Annotated in this window: 16 protein-coding genes; 8 read left to right on the top strand and 8 right to left on the bottom strand. The window is 68.9% G+C overall.

The annotated features are described in order from the left end of the window. The first annotated feature begins 28 nt into the window (after positions 1 to 28). The gene (locus tag U4Z64_RS32925) at positions 29 to 1264 is read left to right on the top strand and encodes an NADH:flavin oxidoreductase (RefSeq protein WP_321822167.1); all 1236 of its coding nucleotides are present in this window, start codon (positions 29 to 31) and stop codon (positions 1262 to 1264) included. Positions 1265 to 1334: 70 nt separating this feature from the next. On the opposite strand, the gene U4Z64_RS32920 is transcribed toward U4Z64_RS32925, so the two are convergent. Continuing rightward, entirely contained in the window at positions 1335 to 2462 is a 1128-nt protein-coding gene (locus U4Z64_RS32920; protein WP_321822166.1) for a 4-hydroxyphenylpyruvate dioxygenase family protein, read from the bottom strand. A gap of 357 nt (positions 2463 to 2819) precedes the next feature. Here U4Z64_RS32920 and shiA point away from each other — a divergent pair, with 357 nt between their 5' ends. From shiA to U4Z64_RS32900, 4 genes are all read left to right on the top strand, one after another. Further along, complete coding sequence (gene shiA, locus U4Z64_RS32915; RefSeq protein WP_321822165.1) at positions 2820 to 4127, top strand: shikimate transporter; 1308 nt, start codon at positions 2820 to 2822, stop codon at positions 4125 to 4127. 211 nt (positions 4128 to 4338) lie between these two features. Next, the gene (locus U4Z64_RS32910; protein WP_044843107.1) at positions 4339 to 5640 is read left to right on the top strand and encodes a UDP-N-acetylglucosamine 1-carboxyvinyltransferase; all 1302 of its coding nucleotides are present in this window, start codon (positions 4339 to 4341) and stop codon (positions 5638 to 5640) included. Positions 5641 to 6046: 406 nt separating this feature from the next. Continuing rightward, complete coding sequence (locus U4Z64_RS32905; protein WP_124519472.1) at positions 6047 to 6418, top strand: DUF4440 domain-containing protein; 372 nt, start codon at positions 6047 to 6049, stop codon at positions 6416 to 6418. Between the two features lie 313 nt (positions 6419 to 6731). Further along, positions 6732 to 7502 (top strand): IclR family transcriptional regulator domain-containing protein, encoded by a 771-nt coding sequence (locus U4Z64_RS32900; RefSeq protein ID WP_044843104.1) that lies wholly within the window; start codon positions 6732 to 6734, stop codon positions 7500 to 7502. A 54-nt stretch (positions 7503 to 7556) separates the two neighbouring features. Here the strand turns inward: U4Z64_RS32900 and U4Z64_RS32895 are convergent, their stop codons facing one another. The 5 genes from U4Z64_RS32895 to U4Z64_RS32875 all read right to left on the bottom strand — a co-directional run bounded on the left by U4Z64_RS32895 (position 7557) and on the right by U4Z64_RS32875 (position 13645). Further along, positions 7557 to 9857 carry an ATP-dependent DNA helicase gene (locus U4Z64_RS32895; protein WP_321822164.1) on the bottom strand — a complete coding sequence of 767 codons (2301 nt, stop codon included), beginning with the start codon at positions 9855 to 9857 and terminating at the stop codon, positions 7557 to 7559. Further along, positions 9854 to 11548 (bottom strand): VRR-NUC domain-containing protein, encoded by a 1695-nt coding sequence (locus tag U4Z64_RS32890; RefSeq protein ID WP_321822163.1) that lies wholly within the window; start codon positions 11546 to 11548, stop codon positions 9854 to 9856. Before U4Z64_RS32890 ends, U4Z64_RS32895 begins: the two co-directional genes overlap by 4 nt. A 108-nt stretch (positions 11549 to 11656) precedes the next feature. Next, positions 11657 to 12535, bottom strand: coding sequence for a MipA/OmpV family protein (locus tag U4Z64_RS32885; RefSeq protein WP_321822162.1), 879 nt, complete (start codon positions 12533 to 12535; stop codon positions 11657 to 11659). A gap of 207 nt (positions 12536 to 12742) precedes the next feature. Beyond that, entirely contained in the window at positions 12743 to 13054 is a 312-nt protein-coding gene (locus tag U4Z64_RS32880) for a hypothetical protein (RefSeq protein WP_044843100.1), read from the bottom strand. A 291-nt stretch (positions 13055 to 13345) separates the two neighbouring features. Next, entirely contained in the window at positions 13346 to 13645 is a 300-nt protein-coding gene (locus tag U4Z64_RS32875; RefSeq protein ID WP_321822161.1) for a hypothetical protein, read from the bottom strand. A 141-nt stretch (positions 13646 to 13786) separates the two neighbouring features. Here U4Z64_RS32875 and U4Z64_RS32870 point away from each other — a divergent pair, with 141 nt between their 5' ends. From U4Z64_RS32870 to U4Z64_RS32860, 3 genes are all read left to right on the top strand, one after another. Then, positions 13787 to 14035 carry a hypothetical protein gene (locus tag U4Z64_RS32870; RefSeq protein ID WP_044843098.1) on the top strand — a complete coding sequence of 83 codons (249 nt, stop codon included), beginning with the start codon at positions 13787 to 13789 and terminating at the stop codon, positions 14033 to 14035. Positions 14036 to 14378: 343 nt separating this feature from the next. Then, positions 14379 to 14810 carry a CBS domain-containing protein gene (locus U4Z64_RS32865; protein WP_044843097.1) on the top strand — a complete coding sequence of 144 codons (432 nt, stop codon included), beginning with the start codon at positions 14379 to 14381 and terminating at the stop codon, positions 14808 to 14810. 67 nt (positions 14811 to 14877) lie between these two features. Next, positions 14878 to 15378 (top strand): PRC-barrel domain-containing protein, encoded by a 501-nt coding sequence (locus U4Z64_RS32860; RefSeq protein WP_321822160.1) that lies wholly within the window; start codon positions 14878 to 14880, stop codon positions 15376 to 15378. A 34-nt stretch (positions 15379 to 15412) separates the two neighbouring features. Here U4Z64_RS32860 and U4Z64_RS32855 read toward each other — a convergent pair whose 3' ends face one another. Both U4Z64_RS32855 and U4Z64_RS32850 read right to left on the bottom strand, forming a co-directional pair. Then, entirely contained in the window at positions 15413 to 16057 is a 645-nt protein-coding gene (locus U4Z64_RS32855) for a DUF4142 domain-containing protein (protein WP_321796001.1), read from the bottom strand. A 379-nt stretch (positions 16058 to 16436) separates the two neighbouring features. Then, entirely contained in the window at positions 16437 to 18404 is a 1968-nt protein-coding gene (locus tag U4Z64_RS32850) for an ATP-binding protein (protein WP_321822159.1), read from the bottom strand. Between the last annotated feature and the right edge of the window lie 355 nt (positions 18405 to 18759).

Below are 18759 nucleotides of genomic sequence, written 5' to 3'. Positions count from 1 at the left end.
GCCATCCCCATTCCGACGCACGCCCGACATGGAACCTGCCGCCCTCGATACCGCGTTCAGCCCGCTGCAGATCGGCCCGCTGACGCTGCGCAACCGCCTGATCAAATCCGCGACCAACGAAGGGATGACGCCGAACGGCGTGCCGTCGCGTGCGCTCGTCGGGTTTCATGAACGCATCGCCGCGGGCGGCGCCGCGCTGACGACGGTCGCGTACTGCGCGGTCAGCGACGACGGCCGCACGTTCGTCGACCAGGCGCGACTCGATGCGCCCACGGTCCGGCAATTCCGCGCGCTGACCGACGCGGTGCATCGCCACGGCGCGGCGGCGTCCGCGCAGATCACCCACGGCGGCAGCTTCACGTTCCTGCCTTCGCTGTCGACGAAACGTCCGTTGAGTGCGTCGGGCGGGTTCAACAAGGTCGGCGTGATGAGCGGCCGCTTCCTGAAGCAGGCGATGACGCGCGACCAGATGACCGTCATCGCCGACGAATTCGCACGCGCGGCGCGCCACGCGCGCGACGCGGGCTTCGACGCGGTCGAGATCCATATGGGTCACGGTTATCTGCTGAGCCAGTTCCTGTCGCCGCTGTACAACCGTCGCCGCGACGCATACGGCGGCGATGCGGCGCGTCGCGCGACGTTCCCCGTCGAGGTGCTGCGCCGCGTGCTCGATGCGGTCGGCCGCGATCTCGCCGTGGTCTGCAAGATCGGCGTGACCGAAGGCGTGCGTGGCGGCGGAACGCCCGACGACGCATCCGAGATCGCACGGCGGCTCGAGGCCGAGGGCGCGCACCTGCTGGTGCTGAGCGGCGGGATGAACGTCGAGTCGGTGTGGCAGCTGTTCGGCAGCCCGCTGCCCGGCGAGGCGCGCGCGAACGCCGACAACGCGATCGTGCGCACCGCAATGGCGCTGCAGAAGCTCACCGAGCCGAAGATGGGCGCGTTTCGGGAGATGTATTTCCTCGAGCATTCGCGGCAGGTGCGAGCGGCCGTCCGGATGCCGCTCGCCTATCTGGGCGGCGTGCGCTCGCGCGAGAACGTCGCGCTGGCGATGCGCGAAGGATTCGACGCGGTGGCGCTCGCCCGCGCGCTCGTGTTCGAGCCGGGTTTCGTGAACGAACTGCGCGACGGCCCCATCGCGCAATCGGGCTGCACGTCATGCAATCGCTGCGTCGTGTCGATGTACACGCCGGGCGGTACCGCATGCGCGCTCAAGGCGCCGAACGATCCGGCGCCGAACCGTGTGCCGGCCGCGGGCGTGTGAGGTTACGCGGTCGCTGATTCCGCAGTCGCACTCGCGGCCGTGGCCACTACGCGACCACGCCCTCTGTCGCTCACCCGGCGTCGCGGGCGCGGGCCAGCGCCGCGAGGTTCCCTTCCCCGAATCCGTGGTGCCCCTGCCGCTGCACGATCTCGAAGAAGATCTCGCCGGGCCGGCGCTTGACGAAGGTCTGGAAGAACAGGCGCGGCACGCCGTCGTTGCCGATTTCGCCGTCGACCAGCACCGCGCGGCGGCGCAGCGCGTCGAGATCGACGCCGTGCCCCGGCAGCCGCGCATCGACTTCGTCGTAATAGGGCGCCGGCGGTTCGATGAATTCGACGCCGTTCGCGCGCAGCGCATCGACGCTCGCCAGGATGTCGTCGGTCGCCAGCGCAACGTGCTGGACGCCTTCGCCCGGATGGTCCGGCAAATACGCGTGCATCAGTTCGGTGCGGCGCGTGCCTTCCTCGTAGACCGGAATCCGCACCGCGCCGCACGGCGACACCATCACGCGCGACTCTTCCGACACATGCCAGTGCGCGTCGATTTCATGGATTTCGCGGAAGTGCAGCAGGTCGTGATAGAAGTCGAGCCACTCGCGCATGCGCCCCGCGCCGACCGTCTGCGTGAAATGGTCGACCTGCTGCAGGCCCGTGCCCGCGCAATCGAGATCGGTATGCGCGGTCGCGATGTCGATCGGCCGGAAATCGATGTCGAAGATCGAGATGTCGCCGACGCCGCCGCGCTGGCCGTCGCGCCCACGCCAGCGGTCGACGAAATAAAGGTGCGAATCGCCGATCCCCTGGATCGCGGGAATCTTCAGCTCGCCGACCCCGATCCGCTCGCCCTCGAACGCCCACGCGCCGAGCTCGATCGCACGCTCGAACGCGCGCCGTGCGCTGGCCACGCGCAGCCCGATCGCGCACACGCCCATCCCGTATTCCTCTGCATAGCGCGCAGCGAACGAATCGGGCTCGGCGTTGATCAGGAACTGCATCTGCCCTTGCCGGTACAGCGTGACGTTCTTGCTGACATGGCGCGCGATCGCCTTGAATCCGAGCTGCTCGAAGCGTTGCGCGAGCGCGTCCGGCACCGGCGCCGCGAACTCGACGAATTCGAGTCCGGCCATCCCGAGCGGATTGGCGGCCGGATCGGCAACGGGCGGCGTATCGCTGGACAGGGGGTGGGAATTGCCGGGCATTACAGTCTCCGGGGGTATGCGGTCGATGGGGATGACGCCCGGCGCGTGCGGCATGCCCGGCCGATAGGGTGGCCGGGTGTCCGCCCGATTCGGGCAAGGTTTTGATGGTCCCGATTTTAACCAGATCGTTCACGCCGGCACACCCTGGCCGAACGGGATACGAATGCCTCGCCTAGTGCAAACCCGGGATTCGTTCGATAATCGCACATAAAAGATCGATAATCGCGCATTTTGTCCGATCGGCCAATTGCCGTCGCGCGGCGCGCGCCCTATTCTCCGTCCACCCATCGACTTCAATGCAGCATCGGACGCGGCGCCGCCACGATTCCACGATGCGCCATGCCAGGAGACTTCGCCATGACCCCAACCTTCGACACCCTCGATGCCGCCGCCGGCGCCCGCGCGCGCGGCCAGGCCCGCAAGGCCGCAATCGGCAGCTTCGTCGGTGCCGTCGTCGACTGGTACGACTTCCTGCTGTACGGGATCGTCGCCGCACTCGTCTTCAATTCCGAATTCTTTCCGAAGGTCAGCCCGACCATGGGCACGCTCGCGGCGTTCGCGACCTTCGGCGTCGGCTTCCTGTTCCGGCCGCTCGGCGGCGTCGTGTTCGGCCATTACGGCGACCGGCTCGGCCGCAAGCGGATGCTCGTGCTGACCGTGATGCTGATGGGGCTGTCGACCGTCGCGATCGGCCTGCTGCCGAGCTTCGCGACGATCGGCTGGTGGGCGCCCGTGCTGCTGGTGCTGATGCGTGCGATCCAGGGCTTCGCGGTCGGTGGCGAATGGGGCGGCGCAGCGCTGATGGCCGTCGAGAGCGCACCGAAGCAGAAAAAGGCGTTCTACAGCAGCGGCGTGCAGGTCGGCTACGGCGTCGGGCTCGTGCTGGCCACGGGGATCGTGTCGATCCTGAGCCATACGCTCGGAGAGGCCGCGTTCAAGTCGTGGGGCTGGCGCCTGCCGTTCGTGTTCAGCATCGTGCTGGTGCTGATCGGGCTGTGGGTCCGCAAGAGCATGGACGAGTCGCAGGAATTCGTCGAAAAGGTCGAGCACGGCAATCGCAAGCTGCGCCTGCCGGTGCTGGAGGCGCTGACGCGCCATCCGAAGGCGTTCCTGCTGATCGTCGCGCTGCGGCTCGCCGAACTGTTCACGATGTATATCGTCACCGCGTTCGCGCTCAGCTATTCGACGTCGAACCTCGGCATGTCGCGCGACCTGTTCCTGAACATCGGCCTGCTGGTCGGCGCGGTCAGCTGCTTGACGATCCCGTGCTTCGCATGGCTGGCGGATCGCTTCGGCCTGCGCCGCATCTACCTGATCGGCGCGCTGATCGGCCTCGCGTCGGCGGTGCCGTTCTTCGTCGCGCTGGAATCGCGCTCGATCGCGTGGATCGTGGTCTTTTCGATCCTGCTGGCCAATGCGGCGCACGACATGATCGTGAGCGTCCAGCAACCGCTCTTCACCGAGTTGTTCGGTGCGGAATACCGCTACAGCGGCGCGGGCGTCGGTTATCAGTTCGCGAGCGTCGTCGGCGGCGGGTTCACGCCGTTCATCGCGGTGGCGCTGGTCAGCCTGGCCGGCGGTTCGTGGCACCTGGTCGCCGGCTATCTCGCAGTGGGTTGCCTGATCTCGCTGGTGGTCGCCGCGCGGATGCGGGCGGCGGAGTGAGGAAATGACCGGAGGGCCGGCCGCAATACGCGCCGGCCATTTTCACACCGGCTACTATCCCCGGCGAGCCGGACGGGCCCGGCCCTCGCCCAACGTCAAACACGGTCAATCCCGCGCGCAGAAGCCCTTTTTCCCCTCTGAACATTCCACGTCACCCGCCGACCAATGGCATCATATGGGCCTACGTCAGTCACAGATACGCCCCCATATCATGTCGAATCTCATCGTCCACGGCGGCACTCCGCTGCGCGGGGACATCAAGCCGTCCGCGAACAAGAACGCCGTCCTGCCGATCCTGTGCGCCACCCTGTTGACCGATCAGCCGCTGCGCCTCGTCGGCGTACCGGACATCACCGACGTGCGCAAGATCCTCGACATCTTCCGCACGCTCGGCAGCGACGTGTCGGTCGACTTCACGACCGGCATTCTCGAACTCCACCATCGCAACACGACGTTCGACCCGGCCGTTCACCGCCTGCCCGAGGCGATGCGCTCGTCGATCATGCTGATTCCGCCGCTGCTCGCGCGCTTCGGCGTCGCGCGCCTCGAGAACGACGTGAAGGGTTGCACGCTCGGCGTGCGTGAAATCGATCCGCACGTCGAAGTGTTCGAGCGCTTCGGCGCGCACATCCAGCGCACGCCCGATTCGCTGATCGTCCGTGCCGACGGCCCGCTGACGGCCAACGATCACTGGCTCGACTACGCATCGGTGACGACCACCGAAAACTTCGCGCTGTGCGCGACGGCCGCCGGCGGCACCTCCACGCTGATGAATGCGGCGTCCGAGCCGCACGTGCAGGAGTTCTGCCAGTTCCTCGCGATGATCGGCGTCGCGATCGAAGGCATCGGCACGTCGCGCCTGTGCGTGACGGGCGGCGGCAAGCTCGGCGGCGGTGAATTCCGCTTCGCCGAGGATTTCCACGAAATCGCGACGTTCCTCGCACTGGGCGCGATCACCGGCGGCGACATCACGGTGCGCAACTCGTCGCCGGAGCATTTCCCGCTGATCGACCGCACGTTCGCGAAGTTCGGCGTGACCGTCACGCACCGCGACGGCTGGTCCCGTGCCGAACGCGACGGCCCGCTGCGCGTGCGCCGGCCGTTCACGCAGAACATCCTGACCAAGGTCGAAGCCGCGCCGTGGCCGTACCTGCCGGTCGACCTGCTGCCGATCTTCATCGCGCTCGGCGTGCGTGCGGAAGGCAGCGCGATGTTCTGGAACAAGGTCTACGACGGCGCGCTCGGCTGGTCCGGCGAACTGTCGAAATTCGGCGCGCACGTGCTGCTGTCCGATCCGCACCGGCTGATCACGTTCGGCGGCCTGCAGCTGACGCCGGCGCGCGTCGAGAGCCCGTACATCATCCGTGTCGCGATCGCGCTGCTGATGGTGGCCGCGAGCATCGAAGGCCGCTCGGAAATCATGAACGCACTGCCGATCCGCCGCGCGCACCCGCATTTCGTCGAAAACCTGCGTTCGGTCGGTGCGAACGTCGAGTGGACGAGCAGCGAGTAATGGCAATCGGGATGCGGCGGGCGTAACAGGCACGCCGCGTCCGCGCCTTACCGCTTTTTGCATTCGACCGGCGGCGCCGACGCGCCGCTGCCCCTCTTCAGCCATCGGCCGCCGTCGGGTTCGTATCGGCCACGCTCCCGCCTCACTTCCCGTCCCGGCATCGACGTCGTTCGCGTCGACGTGGCAGCATCGATCACACCATTACGGTCACGGCCCTTCGGCCGGGATTGCTCGAGCGCATGAGCTGGATGTCGCCGGCGCAAATGCAAAATTGCATCGCTCGCCGAACGCCAGATTCAGACCTGTCCAATTGCCCAAACACCTGTCGAAGCCATAGGCTGCGTTCCTGCCCAAGCGAATAGCCGCACACACGGCGAACTCGCACCTCAACCGGAATGCAAGCGACATGGAACCTCGATTCACACTGATGCAGATGCGCGAAGTCTGGATCGATGCGTATCGCCACGCCGACGTCGAGCAACTCGATTTCGTGGCAAGCCCGCACTTCTTTATCCAGCACGAAAATCGCTTTCGTCCGAAAGCGCAGTTTCTCGCTCGAATGCGCGCCCTGTCGGCCGAACGGGCGACGGTCACACGTCGTGTTGCATACCGGGATGACGCGATACAGATCGCCGAGCACGCGCAATGGGCAACGATATCCGGCACTGGATTCGTCTGGCACGACGGAACGATGGATTCTCGCTTCGATTTTCTGGAGCTGTGGTGCGTGAGCGACACCCGATGGCGGATTGCCGCGCTTTGTCACGAACACACGTGAGCCCGAGAACCTCGCGCTGCCTGACCGCCCGTCGCGACCAGAACGCCGGACGAGCGCGTGCCCGAAACCGCCGGCGCTCAGACAAACGGATTCCGCAATACTGGGCCACCCTCCACCCGCAAGCCGTCATGCATATCTTCGGTGTACAGGTACTCGCAGCCCTCGATCGAGGCCGTTGCCACGATGCACGGGCTGCAAGGCCGCACAGCTGGCCGAACGGACAGCGCCGGCTCGCCGCATATCGCATTGTCCGCCGCGCCGCGCGATAATCGCCCACTCCCGCACGAACACCGCGCACGACGCGTCCCCGACCATGAAAAAGCCCGACCTCGACCGACGCGACTGGATAGCCGGCCTCGAAAAGGGCCTGATGATCCTCGAGGCATTCGACAGCCAGCACGCGCGGATGACGCCTACCCAGGCCGCCGCCCGCACCGGCCTCACGCGCACGGCCGCGCGACGCTACCTGCTGACGCTCGAATCGCTCGGCTACGTGTACACCGACGGCAAGCTGTACGGCCTCACGCCGCGCGTGCTGCGGGTCGGCTGGTCGTACTTCGATTCGGCGCGCCTGCCGCGCACGGTCCAGCCCTATCTGCAGCAACTGAGCGCGTCGCTGAACGAATCGGCGTACGTGAGCGTGCTCGACGGCTGGGAACTCGTGTTCATCGCCCGCAACGGCGTGTCGCGCGTGATGACGACCGGCTTCGTGCTCGGCGCGCGCGTGCCCGCCCCGCTGACGTCGCCGGGCGTCGTGCTGCTCGCGCATCATCCGGATCGCGAGGCCGTCCGCACGTGGCTCGACGACACCGAACTCGCGCCGTTCACGCCGCACACGATCACCAACAAGGCGCGCCTGCTCGAACAGGTCGACCACGCGCGCGACGCGGGCTTCGCGGTGATCGAGCAGCAATTGCAGGTCGGCGTGCGCGGCATCGCGGTGCCGCTGAAGAACCGTCACGGCGAAGTCGTCGCCGCGCTGAGCACGAACATGCCGATCGGCACGGAGACGACCGACGCGGCCGTGCGGCGCGTGCTGCCGCATCTGCAGGAAACCGCGCTCGCGATGCTCAACGTGCTTTAGGGATTCACGCGAGCCGCGCGCACGACATCCCGCGCACGACATCCGTCACGCCCGTCACCCGATCCGCCACCACCGCGGCAACAGATCGCGCACCTCCCGCCGCCGGTAACGATCGTCGATCAGATGCACGACGCCTTCGTCGTGTTCGGTGCGGATCACGCGCCCGGCCGCCTGCACGACCTTCTGCAGGCCCGGGTACAGATACATGTAGTCGTACCCGTTGCCGAAGCGCGCCTCCATCGCGCGCCGCATCTGTTCGTTGACATCGTTGACCTGCGGCAGCCCGAGCGTCGCGATGAACGCGCCGATCAGCCGCTCGCCGACGAGATCCACGCCTTCCGAGAACGCACCGCCCAGCACCGCGAAGCCGACCCCGCGCCCGCCCGCGTCGAAGCGCGCGAGAAACGCGTCGCGCTCGCTTTCGGCCATGCCGGGCGCCTGGGCCCACACGGGCACGTCCGGATGACGCGTCTGCATCAGCGCGACGATGCGCCCGAGATAGTCGAAGCTGCTGAGGAAACCGAGGTAGTTGCCGGGCCGTGTCGCATACTGCGCGGCGATCAGGTCCACGATCGGTTCGAGCGAACGGTCGCGGTCGCGCCAGCGCGTCGATACGTGGCTCGCGACGCGCACGGTCAGTTGCTCGGCGCGGAACGGCCCGTCGACGTCGAGCCAGCCGGTGTCGGCCGGCAACCCGAGCGTGTCGCGATAGAAATGAAACGGGCTCAACGTGCCGGAAAACAGCACGGTCGCGCGCGCGGCGTCGTAACGCGGCGCGAGAAAGCCGGCCGGAATCACGTTGCGCACGCACAGCGTCGACTGGATGCGGCGCCGGCGCCCGGCCGGTGCGACGCCGTCGAGCCCGGACTGGCGCGGCAGCGGCTCGCCGTGCAGCGTCGCGTCGAAGATCGACGCGCTGTCGAACGCATCGGCGAGCACGCCGAACTGGATCGCCTCGAAATGAAAGCGCAGCAGCGCGTCGCCATTCGCGCGCGGCGCATCGGTCAGGTGTTCGCCGATCGCCGCGACGAGGTTCTGCACGGCCGACACGATCGGCCCCGGAATCTCGGGGTATGCCGCATAGCGCTCGGCCTGTGCGCGATTGAGCGTGCCCCACGCACGCGCGAGCCGGTCGAACGCCTTGCGCAGTGCCGCGGGCGCCGTCTCGCGCGCGGCCGCGAACGCGAACGGGTCGAGCGATGCGCTGTACATCTTGCGGGCGCGATCGAGCAGGTTGTGCGCCTCGTCGACGAGCACGCCGACGCGCCACTGGTTCTGCTGCGCGAGCGTATGCAGCATCGCGCTGCCGTCGTAGTAGTAGTTGTAGTCGCCGATCACCATGTCCGACCAGCGCGCCAGCTCCTGCGCGAGATAGTACGGACAGACGTCGTGCGCGAGCGCCGCCTCGCGCACGGTATCGCGATCGAGCAGCCCCGCGCCGATCGCCGCGTCGCGCGCCGCCGGCAGCCGGTCGTAAAAGCCTTGCGCAAGCGGGCACGATTCGCCGTGACACGCGCGGTCGGGATGCTCGCACGCCTTGTCGCGCGCGACGAGCTCCAGCACGCGCAGCGGCAGCGCCGGCGTGCCGGCGCCGAGCGTGGTCGCCGCTTCCAGCGCGAGCGCGCGGCCAGGCGTCTTCGCCGTCAGGAAGAACACGTGATCGAGCTCGCCCTCGCCGCACGCCTTCAGCAGCGGAAACACCGTGCCGAGCGTCTTGCCGATACCGGTCGGCGCCTGCGCCATCAGGCAGCGCTCGTCGCGCGCCGCCCGATAGACGGACACGGCCAGCTCGCGCTGGCCGCTGCGGAACCGGCCGTGCGGAAACGTCAGCGCGCGCAGCGCCGCATCGCGGGCCGAGCGGTGCGCGGTCTCGCGCTCGGCCCAGCCGACGAAGCACGCGCACTGCTCGGCGAAGAACGCGGCGAGCGCGCTTGCGCCGAGCGTCTCGGTCAGCACGGTCTCGCGCTCCGACACGATGTCGAAATACACGAGCGCGACGTCGATTTCCGCGAGGCCGCGTGCGTCGCACATCAGGTGAGCATAGACCTTCGCCTGCGCCCAGTGCAGCGCGCGATGGTTGGCCGGCATCGCGTCGAGGCTGCCGCGGTAGGTCTTGATCTCCTCGAGCCGGTTCGCGACCGGGTCGTAGCCGTCCGCGCGCCCGCGCACGGTGAGCGTGCCCCACGTGCCGGTCAGCGCGATCTCGGTTTCGTAGCGCGCACCGCGCTTCGACGTGACGGCGCCGTGGCCGGCAATGCCTTCGAGCGCGGTCGGCGCGGGCGTGAAGCGCAGGTCGAGATCGCCGCGCCGCGCGGTGAATTCGCACATCGCCCGCACCGCGACGACGTAGCTCATGCGGACAATCCCGCCGCTTCGGTCTGCTCGACTCCGGCTCCGGCCCATTCGACATCGACGACACGCACCGGCATGCCGTGTGCGATGCAGTACGCGAGCCAGCGCGTCTGGTTGTCCTGCAGCCGGTCGCCGGGGCCCTTCACCTCGATCAATTCATAGCGCCGCTCGCCGGGCCAGAAACGGACGAGATCGGGCAGCCCCGAGCGGTTGCCGCGGATATCCGCGAGCAGGCGCGTGAACCACAGCCGCAGGTGCTCGGGCGGCAGGCAGGCCAGCGCCTCGTCGAGCAGTTCGTCGGTCAGCACGCCCCAGAACACGAACGGCGATTGCAGCCCCGTCTTCGTCGCGAAGTGCCGGCGGATCGTGTCGCGGTACGCGCCCGAGTCGAGTTGCGCGAAACAGGCGGCGAACGCGTCCGTGCGGCGCACGGCGAAATCGGGCGCGTGCAGGTCGGCCGGGCCGCGCTGGAACGGGTGAAAGAACGCGCCTGGCACGGCCGCGAACACGGGCTCCCAGCACAGCAGGCCGAACAGCGAATTGATCAGCGTGTTCTCGACGTAGTGAACCGGCGCATCGGGCTGCGCAAGATGGTCGCGCACCGCGTATTCGACGCTGACGAACGCTTCAGGGCGCATCAGCACGAGCGTCTCGCGCGGCACCTCAGGCGTGCTGCCCGCGCGTTCGACCCGCTGCCCGAGACGGCGCTGCAGGCGCGGCAGCATCCGCTCGACGCGCTGGCGCTCCTCGTCGCTTTCGAAGCCGCCGCGCGCATCGAGCGCGAGCGCGAGCGCATCGGTGTCGCGGCCGCAGCGTTCGAGTACGCGAATGCGCCGGTGCCGGCTGCCCGGCCACGCGCTGCGCGCATACGCGTCGAGCGCGGCAGCCCAGTCGGCGCGGCGCTCGCAGGTCTGCCCGAGCGTGAACAGCAGCTTCGCGCGGCGCGTCGCGAGCCACGGCTGCGCGCAACCGACCGCGTCGATCGCCTGCAGCAGATCGTCGAACGGCTGGTCGTCGGGCCATGCGTCGAGTGCTTCTCGGCAGGTCTGCAGCGCGAGATACGCGTCGACGTCGTCGCGCTGCTGGAACGCGCGCGACGACGGCGCGAACGGCACGCTTTCGTACTGGAACACGCCGAGATCGGCGAGCACGAATTCACTCCAGTCCTGATGCAGATTGCCGAAGAACATCAGCCGCAGGCGGTCGCACAGCGCGCCGACCGTCACGCGCAGCACGCGATCGTCGGCCTGCGCGCACCATGCGTCGAACGGCTGCGCCACGTCGTGCGCGGGCCGCAACCGCTCGAGCCATTCGGGCTTGCGCGCGCCCGCGTGCGCGGCGAGCGACGGGAACACCTTCAGCAGGTCGGCCTTGGTCGACAGCACGAACAACTCGTCGAGCGTGAGCGCGGGTGCCGGATCGACCCAGCCGAGCTCGACGAGCGGCGCGGCCGCGTCGAGCGTGCTGCCGATTTCGTCGTACGCGAGCTTGCTCGCGCGGAAGTCGGTGCCGCTGCGCATCAGCATCCGCACGAGCAACGCACGCGACGCTTTCGGCAGTTGCGCGAAATGCGCGAGAAACGCATGTTCGCTCGCATCGAGCAGGTCGTCGTAACGCTCGCCGAGCCAGGCCAGCGCGCGTTCGAAATTGGTCAGGTAGTAAAACGCCGGGGGCGTCGGCGATGCAGGCGTCACGGGGATCGATCACTGTACGTTTGTACAGGTCGGAATCATATCAAATGTGACGAAAAATGCCGCATGCCGCGCACCACGACGCGGCCGCCCGGCCGTCGCCGATCGCGGTCAGAACTGGTAATTCACCGACATGTCGAACACGCCGTTCGTCGACTGCTGCGTGATCGGGCTGCGCCGCGCGCGGCCGACGAGCTGTTCGATCGCGCCGTCTATCGTCACGAACCAGTGCTTGTTGACGAACCACACCATCGTCACGCCCGCGCCGAACGACTTCATCCCCGCACCCGACGAATAGGCCGGCAGCCCCGAACGCGCGGACGCCCCCGCGGGCACGCCGAACCAGCTGTTCATGTAGCGCGAATCGGCGAACGACACGGTCGGCCCGGCGAACCAGAAGAAGTGTTCGTTGCTGCCCGGCATCGGCATGTACGCGGAGAAATCGCCGACCCAGCCGTTCGAGCCGCCGATGCTGCGCCGCACATCCGCGCGCAGCACGAGCGGAAAGTCCTTCGAGATCACGTAGTCGGCCGCGAGCTTCATCACCGGCGCCGCGTTGATGTTGTCGAGCCCGTTCAGGTGGTCGAGATCGTCGGCCGAGCGGCGTCCGAGGTCATAGCCGACCGACAGGCTCACGCGCCAGTTGGGCCCGCGCAACACGTTCGCGCCGAGCCCGTCGCCCGTCGACAGGAAGAACAGGTCGCGATAGCGCACGTCGAAATTCGGGCCGCCCATCACGCGATAGCGATCGGAACCCGCGTAGCGCGGCTGCAGCGTCATCGCCGCGCCGACGCTGACCTGCCAAGTGGGGACGGTCGGACTGAACAGTTTCTGCAGCGGGACGCCCGCCGAGTATTGCCATTCGCCGAGCGGCGACGGCGTCTGGGCCGACGCGTCGCGGGCACCGGCCGCCGCGAGCGCGGCGAAGGCCGACAGGCCGGACACGAACCGGCGGGTGCCGGGCGACAACAACGGGCGGGCAACGGTCATCAAGGCGGTCTCCGTCGGTTGCACGAAACGAACCTGAGGGAAAGCGCGTCGCAGCCTGGCCGGCTGCAACGGCGAGCAGCCGACGGCGCGAACGTAGCGTGCGCTGAATTGTGAACATCCTACGCTGGCGCACGCGAAGCCGCAAAGCGCCCGTTGAACGCGGGCACTTTGCCGTATTCCGGCATGAGCCGGCGCAGGGTTGCGGAGTCAGAAACGCTCGACGTGATAGTCGCCGGCGAGCGCGGCCGGGCTGCGCTTCGCCATCATGCGCGAGAAGCCGTCCGCGAGACGCCCGAGCGCGAGCTGCTTCTGGCTCGCGTCCCAATGCGTGTAGGTGTCGTAGGCGGTGTCGTCGAACGACACGGTGACGGCGACCGGGCGCCCGCTCGCGCGAAAGCCGATATGCAGCACGCCGCCCGGCAACTCCTCGATGTGGTAACGCAACGAACGCGACTCGAAATAGCGGCCCAGCACCTGGGCGATCGCGCGCTTGTCGGGCGATTGCACGTGAATGTCCATGATGGTCCTCCTTTCTGTGATCGCGCGGCCGGCCGCGGTTCGCTGCCCTCGCCCGGCATCCGCATCGGCGGCGGCTGCGACGGCGGATCGCCTTGCGGCAGGCCCGGTGGCACGGGCGGATCGAACGGATCGTCGTGCTCGGGCAGCGCCGGATCGGGATCGAAGTCCGGCGTCGGCTCCGGACGGTGCAGCATGGATCGTGTACTCATGTCGCTCCTGCGCGGCGGCTCGCGCGTGTCGATGGGTGCGGCGAGCGCGCGCAAGCGGCGTGCCTGCCCGGGTGCGCACCGGTCATGCATCGTAGGCCGCCATCACCAGCCACAGCGTGCGCCCTTCGGCGGCGAGGCGCGCCGCGAGTGCGAATCGATCGGACGGCGCGCATCGCGCGGCGAGCGCCCGCCGTGCGCTTTCCGGCCCCGCGTAGACGGTAGGGTTCAGCTCGCGAACCTCGTCCTTCCCGTCGAACATGCGCCGCTCGGGCCGATGGAGCCGAGATTCGCGCTTCCATGCGTCGAAACGCTCGCGCACCTGACTGAAATCGCCGCCGCACACGTTCGCGTCGTAACGTATTCTTTCCCTGGGTTCATTCATCACGATGTCCTCTCGTCCACGCCGGCGGCGGGCCGGCCACGTGTCCGCCCGCGCGGCCGGCTCGACGGCTGCAAGCGTCATGCCGCCCGCGCTGCGCGGGTACGGTGCTTGCACCCCTGGTACCCATAAGGAGGTTCGATCATGACCGCATCCGCCCCCGGTAGCCGAGACGCCGTGTCACCGGCTGCCAGCCCGCTCTCCCTGGCCACGTCGCGCAAGCCGTCTGACGACAAGACGGAAGAGCGCATCGACGAAGGGCTCGAGGAGACGTTCCCGGCCAGCGATCCGCCCGCCGTCGGCGGTGCGACCCGCATCGACCCCGCCAGGCCGTCCGGCGAACGCGAACGTCGCGCGCCCGACGCCCCGCAACCGCCCCGCGATCACGGCTGACGGCGGCACCCCGGCCTGCGATGCGCGGCAACGTAGCGTCGCCCGGCCGGCCGAACCGGAGTGAAGTGATGAAACGCATCGAACGTGCATGGCACGAAGTCAGCGGCGCCGCAGGCGTCGCGGCGCTCGCCGCGATCGAGAGTGCGCTGGTCCTCGCAATCGTCGTGATGACGGGCGTCGGCCACTGAGCGTCGCTCGCGGCCCGGCCGCGGCTGCCGCCGTGGAAGATGTACAAGCCGGCTGGCAAATTTCTCCGTGGCCCGGCCGCGCAGGCCCGGCCTGTGCCGATTGAACGCGGCACGCGTTCTGCTTCCATGTCGTCTCGTTCACGAAGGAGGCGTTCATGTATCGCGTCAATGAAATCATGTCGCGCGACGTGGTCTGCGTCGCGCCGACCGACACGATTCGCCATGCGGCCGAATTGATGCAGCGCTTCGACATCGGCGTGCTGCCGGTCTGCGATGACACCGGGCTCGTCGCGATCGTGACGGACCGCGACCTCGCAGTGCGAGCGCTGTCGCACGGGCATTCGTCCGACACCCCGGTGAAGGTGGTCGCGTCCGCGCCGGTGCAGTGGTGCGTGGAAGACGACGGCGTCGGCGACGTCCAGCAGCGGATGGCCGACGTGCAGTTGCACCGGATGCCGGTGCTCGACGCCAATCACCAGATCGTCGGCATCGTGTCGCTGGGCGACATCGCGACACGCGCGGGCGGCCCGGCACGCGACGAGCTGGCGAACACGCTCGAGGACGTGTCCCTGCCGCGCCGCCGCTGACCGGCTGCCCTCACCCGTGCGGCCCGCGCGCCGCGTGCGCCGCGCCGCTTCGACCAGGAGAACAGCGATGACAACGGACAGACCGTCGCGCACGCAGGCGCGCATCGTCGGCGACCGCGGCCGTTCGGCCGGCGGGCCGGGGCCGGACGTGATGGCCGCCAGCACGCTGGAAGACGATCGCGTGCTGACGCTGGACGGCGACGACATCGGCAAGATTACGAACATCATGCTCGATATCCGCTCGGGCCGGATCGCGTATGCGGTCGTGTCGTCGGGCGGGTTGCTCGGGATCGGCGACAAGCTGCTCGCGGTGCCGTGGAACGTGCTGACGCTCGACGCCGGGCGCCGCTGTTTCGTGCTGCCCGTTTCGACCGAGCGCGTGCGCGACGCGCCCGGGTTCGAGAAAGACCGCTGGCCGAAAATGGCCGATCCCGCCTGGGCCGAGGGGCTGCACGCGTACTACGGCGCATCGCCGTACTGGCTGATCGAGGAAGGCGAAACGGTACTCGATGCGCCGCCCTTCGAGGCGTCGCCGGACGGCCCGGAAAGCGACACGCGGCCGCACTGACGGACGCGCCGGGGCGCGCGGATCGCCGTGCGGATCAGTGCGCGGCCGCGATCGCACGCTCGAGTGCGCGCGCGGCGCTCAGGTGCGCCTTCAGCGTCGGCAGCGCGTTGGCCGCGAACGCGCGAAGCTCCCGGTCGTGGCCGTCGCGCGCCTCGGCTGAGTAGAGCCTGATCGCCGCGTCGTGCGCGTTCGGTCCCGCCAGCTCGATGTACCCCTTGTCGAACGCATGGCCACTCTTGCTTCGCAGCGCATTCACCGCCGGATCGACCAGCATCCGCGTCTGCACGGGCAAGCCCTTTTGCGCGCCGAGCCGGCGCAATTCCGCGGTCATGCGAACGTGATCGTCGATCATCCGGCGCGCGAAGGCCTTCACGCCCGGATTCGACGACCGGTCGAGCGCGAGCTGGCTCGCCTGCAACTCCGTCTTGCCGACAATGCCGGCCTTGTCGATGAATTCGGCGTCGATGCCGCTCGGCCGCCGCGTCATGTCCGCCTCGTCGGCGGTCGCGCCGGGACTGACGACGCCCGGCGCGACCTGAACGGACGATGCCGGCGGCGCCTGCGCATGCGCCGGCGCGAATGCCGGTACCCGCAACACCGCGAGCACGCCCGATCCCACCAGGCACACGATGCCGGCAACCGCGGTGGCTCGGCGGAGATTCCTGTCGCTCGTTTTCATCCGGACCTCCGTATCGGTCGACGGATCGGCCCTGCCGAACGCGGCAACCGGCCCGTCATGCGGGACGATGCGCGGACGCGGGAAATCGGTCCACGCGCCTTTGCTCCATGCACCCTCGACATACTCGATCGACAATGCGGCGGTTACCCGCAGCGTGCGCTCCGCGAACGTCGTGTCATACGTGACTTCCCGCGGGTCCGCAGCCTGTCGCACACACCGCGCGCACCGTCGATGTTGGGCACGACCCCAATCGCGGTCGCGCGTCGCGCTCGTCGGGCACGCTGCCCGTCGGCTCGGCCTGCCGCCGGTGCTGTCGCGCCTGGCAAGGTTCGATCCCTTCATCGTGCCGCCTTGCGCGGGGTGCGCAGGCCGCCGTGCGTCAGCGATGCCGTCCGGCGGTCGACACGTCGACGATGACGCTGGCCAGCGTCGACATGTCGACCGGCTTGCACAGATACGCGTCGAAGCCGGCGGCCATCACGCGGTTCCGGTCCGCCGCACCCGCATGCGCGGTCACCGCGACGACGGGCAGGCGCCCGCTGCCGTTCGGCAAATGGCGGATGTGGTCGAGCAGCCAGAAGCCGTCGCCGTCCGGCATCGCGAGATCCGACAGCACGACGCTCGGAGGCTGCCGCGCGACCACGTCGAGCGCGTCGTGCCCCGATTGCGCGGTCGACACCTGCGCGCCGAGCGTTTCGAGCGCCGCCGCGAGGCTCGCGCGCGACGTCGCATCGTCATCGACCACCAGCACGCGCTGGCCGTCGAGCGCGACCGCCGTCGACGCACCGCTCGGCCGTAAAGGCTGGCCGTTCGGCACGTCGGCGTCACAGTCCACCGGCAGCATCACGGTCACGGTCGTGCCGCACCCGGTGCCCTCGCTCGCCGCCGTGACCTCGCCGCCGTGGAGCCGTGCGATGTTGCGCACGATCGACAGGCCGAGTCCGAGCCCACGCTTGGGCGAGGCCGACGCGCCTTCCGGCCGGCTGAACGTATCGAACAGATGCGGCAGGCGTTCCGCCGAAATGCCCTGGCCGGTATCGGCGACCGACAGCCGCACGCGCGCGCCGGCCCGGGTCAGAGACACCTTGATGCTGCCGCCCGGCGGCGTGAACTTGATCGCGTTCGACAGCAGGTTCGACAGCATCTGGCGCACCCGCTCGCCGTCCGCGGAGATCACGCAGTTGGACATCGCGCACGCGATCGACAGTTCGAGACCGTTCGCCTCCGCCGTCGCGCCGAGTTCGCGCACCGCCTCCCGCACGACGCGCACGAGATCGACGGGCGCGCGCTCGAGCCGCATCCGCCCCGTCGCGAGCGACGAGGCGTCGAGCAGGTCGCCGACCATCCGCGACAGCGAGCGTGCGCTGCGGTCGATCGCATCGATCGCCTGGTGAGCGAAGCTCTGGCCGTCGGCGCTGCGCATCACCTCGACCCAGCCGTAGATCACGTTCAGCGGCGTGCGCAGTTCATGCGATACGGTGGCGAGCAGTTCGTCCTTCAGCCGGTTCGACTCGTCGGCCTGCACGCGCGCGTCGCGCGCACCGCGTAACGAACGCAGGTTGCGCCGCTCGCTTCGGCGGCGTTCGCGCGCTTCGCGCAGCGTCATCGACATGCCGGTGCAGTTGCCTTGCGCATCGACGATCGGCGCCGCCACGAAGGTCGCGCGAAAGCGGCCGCCGTCGTGGCGCAGGCACAGAATGTCGAGCGGGCCGGTGGGCGGGCGCGCGTTCGCGAACGACGTGGGAACCGGATGCAAGCGCAGCCAGCGCGGCGCGATCAGCGTCGTGACGTCGTGCCCGATCACCGCCGCGGCATCGATGCCGAACAGGCGCCGCGCGGCCGGGTTCCAGCTCGTGATCCGCCGGACGGCGTCGATGCCGACGATCGCGTCGGGCGACGCATCGACCACGCGGCGCAGCAGGATGTCGTCGAGCGAGCGCGCCGCGGGCGCCGGTTCGCGGCGCGGCGGGCGTGCGCCGTTTTCTTCGGCATCCTCGGCGCCGCGCAGCCGATCGTTCGCGAGCAGCGGCTTGACGACCACCACGAGCACGCATTCGACGAAACCGATCGCGACGAAGGCGCCGGCCTGCGCGAGCAGCGCGGGCAGCGTCACCTCGCGCCAGCCCAACGCGCCGATCACGACCGCGCTCGCGGCCGTCGCGGCCAGGCCGCCGCCGAACGACGTCAGCCAGGCCGCAGCCGCAACACCGGCGTAGAAAGGCAGCTGTGCAAACGGTGCATGTACGCCGACGACGTGCATCGCCCACGCCTGCAGCGCGGACGCCACCCCGACGGCCAGCACGACCCATGCGCCCTGCCGGAACAGTTCACGGGTAAGGATCCTCATCGTGTCCCTGCATCGCCCCGGCGACCGTCGCTCGACGGCTCCCGCCTCGGCGGCCGGCATGTGCCGTCGAGCGTTCGGGGGCGAGCCCAAGGGCCGGCGCAACGCGCGTACCCGCGGCACGGCCGCGCGGCGGCTTCGCGGCGCGGCGCGCTGCGCGTGCCGCCGCGCCGCGTCGCTCGGCCGCCCCGCCGCGTTTGCGCGGAACGCGGGTGATGCCGACTTGCGATTTTTCATCGTCGGCTGCAAAAAAGCATCGACACGCGGTGTCGGCTGCCGCCGGTCGGCATCGTGCCCCCGTGATCGCGTATTTCTTCGATCCCCGCACCGGACATTGTAAATTTCTAAATCGCGGCAC

Source organism: Burkholderia sp. BCC1996 (assembly GCF_905339955.1).
In the GTDB taxonomy this organism is placed as follows: domain Bacteria; phylum Pseudomonadota; class Gammaproteobacteria; order Burkholderiales; family Burkholderiaceae; genus Burkholderia.
This window is presented reverse-complemented; position numbering and strand designations above follow the sequence as displayed.